The organism is Sphingopyxis sp., from assembly GCF_036402335.1.
GTDB lineage: Bacteria > Pseudomonadota > Alphaproteobacteria > Sphingomonadales > Sphingomonadaceae > Sphingopyxis.
The window spans coordinates 1-4354 of record NZ_DASWTD010000276.1; the positions used below are offsets into that span (position 1 = coordinate 1).

The window sequence follows — 4354 nt, forward strand, 5'->3', positions numbered from 1 at the left end:
CGACGCGATCGTTTTCGGGCCCGCGATGATCGACGAGGCTATCGTCGGATCGCTTCTTGCGGCGCTCTTGCCGGCGCTCCCCGAAGACATGTTCCTGCTGCTCGACGCTGTCGCGCTTCGCGCCGCGGGCGATCATGCCGAGGAAATTCGGGCGCGCGGCGCGCATATCGTTATGACGCCGCACGAAGGCGAACTGGCCGCCTTGTTGGGTGTCGAGCGCGAAGAAATTGCCGCCGATCCCGCCGGCAACCTGGCTGAAGCCGTCAAGCGCTTCGGTTGCGCGGTGATGGTGAAGGGGTCGACCAGCCACCTGATGGCCGGCGACACAGCGCTGAGTTACGCGGGCGGCGGCCTTGGCCTGGCGGTCAGCGGATCGGGTGACATATTGGCGGGGCTGATCGCGTCGCTTGGAGCCCAGGGGCTCTCTCCGCTCGACGCGGCAGCGTGGGGCATCTGGCTCCACGGCGAGGCGGGGCGCCGCCTGTCGGAGACGATGGGATCGCTCGGCTTTCTGGCGCGCGAACTGCCGCCGCTCGTTCCCGGCTTGATGCGGGGCGTCTGACTATCTCAATCCTGTGTGTGTAGTACATCGCCTGCACCAGGCACGAAGGTGCCAAAAGGCGCAGCCCCGCCACAGCGCAGCCTCGAGCAGAGCCGTTGACGCGCTATTTTGCCATGCGGACTTCGTTGATGGTCTTCCCCGTCCACCGTCTGACGGCGCGGCGCAGGTTCGCACTGTCACTGAATCCGACCTTCCAGGCGACATCGTCCACGCTCATCCGGGTGGTCTGCAGATATTCGATCGCCAGCTTGCGACGAACATCATCCACTATCTCTCCATAGCTGGTTCCTTCAGAAGCCAGCCGGCGACGCAGGGTGCGTTCCTGTAGCCCCAACTGGCCCGCGATCGATGTCATCGAGGCGGACTGATTGGGTGCCAGAAGCAGCAGTTGATAGACTTCGCCGGACAGCCCTGACGCGATCCGCGACTGCCCGATCAGCCGTTCGCAAGTCTCCTCGAGCATTGTCCGCGTCAGCCGGTTCCCTAATTCGGGTGTCTGGTCGAGAATTCCCACCGGGTAATGAAGCTCGTTGGATTCCTGTCCGTAAGAACATGGGCAGGACAGCGCATCTTCGTCGGCACGCGCTTGCCCGTCTTCGGGCAAGGCGAATATCGCACGTATCGGCAGATTGTCCGCCCCGGCGGTGTCCCGAATATGCGTGAAGGTCATTTTCATCTGCTGACGAACGAGGAATGTCCGGACCTCATTGCTCATCACGTCTCGATAGATTTCCTCGAATCGCCAGATCGCGAATGCGCCTTCTGTTCGCCAACCGAGCTTTACCGTCGGAGTGGCAAGGGGCTGATATCGCACCGCGAAGTCGAAGAACTCGCGCATCGTCGGCGAGCACATCAGCGCGTAGCCATACATGCCATAAGCGGATAGGTGGAGACGCGAGCCGATCACAAACGCGTCGGAGAACTCGGCGCCGGCGGCGACAATATTCTCGCACGCGACCAGATACTGGCCGATCGAGGTCAGCGTGTGCGGATCGCGAACCTCGGCCGGCGTCAAGCCGGTTCGATCCAAGACCCTTTCCGGCACGATACCGCGGCTGGCGACGGCGTCTATGACCGTTGCCAGTTTGAATGGCGCGAAGATTCGCTGATTGAGCGACGGAAAGCCTGCGCGACTGCGGCCACTTACCCCGCCGGCTTGAACATCGCCAGGCGACAACGTCTCTCTCCTTCTTGCTGTCCGCTAAAGACACATCGATGTCCGTCAAGGCGCTTACAAACCTCTCTGGCAGACCATAAGCAGGGCATCAAGTCGGCAAAGTCCGGCCGCGGCTAACGCCGTATTTGACAAGCGAGGGAGAGGACCGACATGTCGAACAACATCAATTTCGTGGCACGCCGCGCGTGTCTGCTATCCGGCTCGGCGATCGCGGCAATGTGCCTTGTGCCGGCAAGCGCGCAGGCTCAGTCGGCCGACTATAATGTGCAGTCGAGCGGCGACAGTGAGGCCGACACCGAAATCGTCGTCACCGGCACAAGCATCCGCGGCATTCCGCCAACCGGATCGGGCCTGATCGGCGTGACGCGCGAGGATGCGAAGCTGATCGGCGCCGCCAGCACGCCCGAACTGCTCGCAACGGTTCCGCAGCTCAACAGCTTCAACACCGCGCCGCGCACCAGCAATGGCGGGCTTGGCTCCTTCGCGCCGGGCCTCCGCGGGCTCCCGCCTGCCGCTACCCTGCCGCTGATGAACGGACATCGCCTGATCTCGGGGAGCACGCAGCAGACCAATCCCGACTATCCCTTTCTTCCCGAGCTCGCGATCGAGCGGGTCGAGATCGTCGCCGACGGCGCCTCGGCCATCTACGGCTCGGATGCCGTCGCGGGCGTGGTCAACTTCATCACGCGGAAGCGCGTCTCGGGACTGGAGGCGAATGTCCGCTATGGGTTCGCCGACGACTATCACGCGTTCAACGCGGGGGCCATTTTCGGTCACGACTGGGGTAGCGGCTCCTTCGTCGCGGCCTATCAATATTCGGAGAGCAGCAACATCACCGGCGCCGACCGGCGGTATCGCTCGCTCGACTTCCGGGCGGCAGGCGGCGTCGATACGCGCTCGGCCGTCTGTCCGGACGCGAACGTCAACCTGTTCACCGGCACCATCTATGCCGCGCCCAGCCTGGCGCCCGGGCTCAACACCTGCGACCCGCGCGGGCCGGTCGATCTGGTGCCGGAAAACCGCACCCACGCCGCCTTCGTCTCGGCGCGCCAAGAACTGTCCTCGAACGTGACCCTTTGGGCCGATCTCCTCTACTCTGATCGACGGGATATCGTTCAGGCTGCGCTGCCCGGGCAGACCTTCGTCCTGATCACTGCGGCCAATCCCTTCTTCCGGGCGCCACCCGGCACCGGGGCGACATTTGAATTCGTCGACTTTCGGCCCGACAACCTGGTTGGCGCCGATCATTTCGACCAGACGTTCCGCGTCAGGAGCGGGAACGCGACGGCCGGGCTCGACATCAAATTGCCGGGTGACTTCAAGGCCAGCGTTTTCGGTACGTTCAACTGGGCGCGGAACGACACCTTCCAGCCGGGTATCAACACGACCGCCCTGACGGCAGCGGCGGCCGGCACGACGACCGCGACCGCGCTCGACCCGTTCGGCACCCGTACCAATCCGGCGGTCGTTGCCGCCATTCTCGACAATCCGACCGATTTCACCAACCGCCAGCGCACCCGGATTGGCGCCGTGAAGATCGACGGACCGCTCGCCAACCTGCCGGGCGGGGATCTCAAGGTCGCGCTTGGCGCCGAATATCGGCGCGAAACCTACATGCAGCGCGGTTCGAGCGGAGGCGTCGGCTTTCCGGAAGATCTGGGCCGCAACATCGCGTCGGTCTATGGCGAGCTGTTCGTGCCGATCGTCGGCGAGGGCAATGCGGGGCCGATGGCGCATAGCCTCGCGCTGTCGCTCTCGGGGCGCTACGATCATTACAGCGACTTCGGCTCGACGACCAATCCCAAGGTCGGCATCACCTGGGAGCCTGTCGAGGGCGTCAACTTGCGCGGGAGCTACGGCCGGTCGTTCCGCGCGCCCGGACTTCGCGACCTCGGCTCGACCGTCGGCTCTTACTACGCCGCGGCTGCGCTGGTCGACGCCTTCGGCGCGCGCGATCCCTTGCGCGGCGCAACGCAAGTCAACACGATGCTGCTCTTCGGCGGCAATCAGAATCTGAAGCCGGAAAAAGCCAGGACCTTCTCGTTCGGGCTTGACCTGAAGCCGGCCTTTGCACCGGGCCTTACTGCCGGCGCTACCTTCTATGACATCAAATATCGCGACGTGATCGGTACGCCGTCGGGCCTCGGCGCGCTTGTCTTCACCGATCCCACCTTTGCGTCACTGGTCATTCGCGATCCGAGTGCCGCGCAGGTCACCTCGGCGATCACGAACACCGTGCCCTTCTTCTATACCTTCTCGGCCGTGCCGACGATCGGGAACATCCTCGATCTGCGCCAGGGCAATTTCGGCATCCGCAAGACCAACGGCATCGATTTCGACATACGGTATCGGCATACGGCGGACTTCGGGACGATCTTCGGCGGGGTCGCCGGCAATTATATCCTGAAATATCGCACGCAGTTGTCGCCGACCTCGGCGGTCAGCAACTCGCTCGACGCCGGGATTCCTCGGGCGACCCTGCGGACCACGCTCGGCTTCACGGCGGGGCCGGTGACGATCGTCAATTTCGTCAATCATCGCAGCGGCGTTACCGCGTCGTTCGCGACCCCGACTGGCTCGAGCCTCTATCGGTCGAAAAGCTATACGACGGCGGA

The 4354-nt window shown here is 63.8% G+C and carries 3 protein-coding genes; 2 read left to right on the forward strand and 1 reads right to left on the reverse strand.

The features are described 5' to 3' along the window. The coding region (locus VGD20_RS08710; protein WP_331134067.1) for an ADP/ATP-dependent (S)-NAD(P)H-hydrate dehydratase at positions 1–562 on the forward strand (562 nt) is incomplete at its 5' end. 103 nt (positions 563–665) lie between these two features. Here VGD20_RS08710 and VGD20_RS08715 read toward each other — a convergent pair. Continuing rightward, positions 666–1739, reverse strand: a complete 1074-nt coding sequence (locus VGD20_RS08715) for an AraC family transcriptional regulator (protein ID WP_331134068.1) — start codon at positions 1737–1739, stop codon at positions 666–668. Between the two features lie 150 nt (positions 1740–1889). Here VGD20_RS08715 and VGD20_RS08720 point away from each other — a divergent pair. After that, positions 1890–4354, forward strand: a 2465-nt coding sequence (locus VGD20_RS08720; protein WP_331134069.1) for a TonB-dependent receptor plug domain-containing protein, incomplete at its 3' end; no start/stop codon positions are given.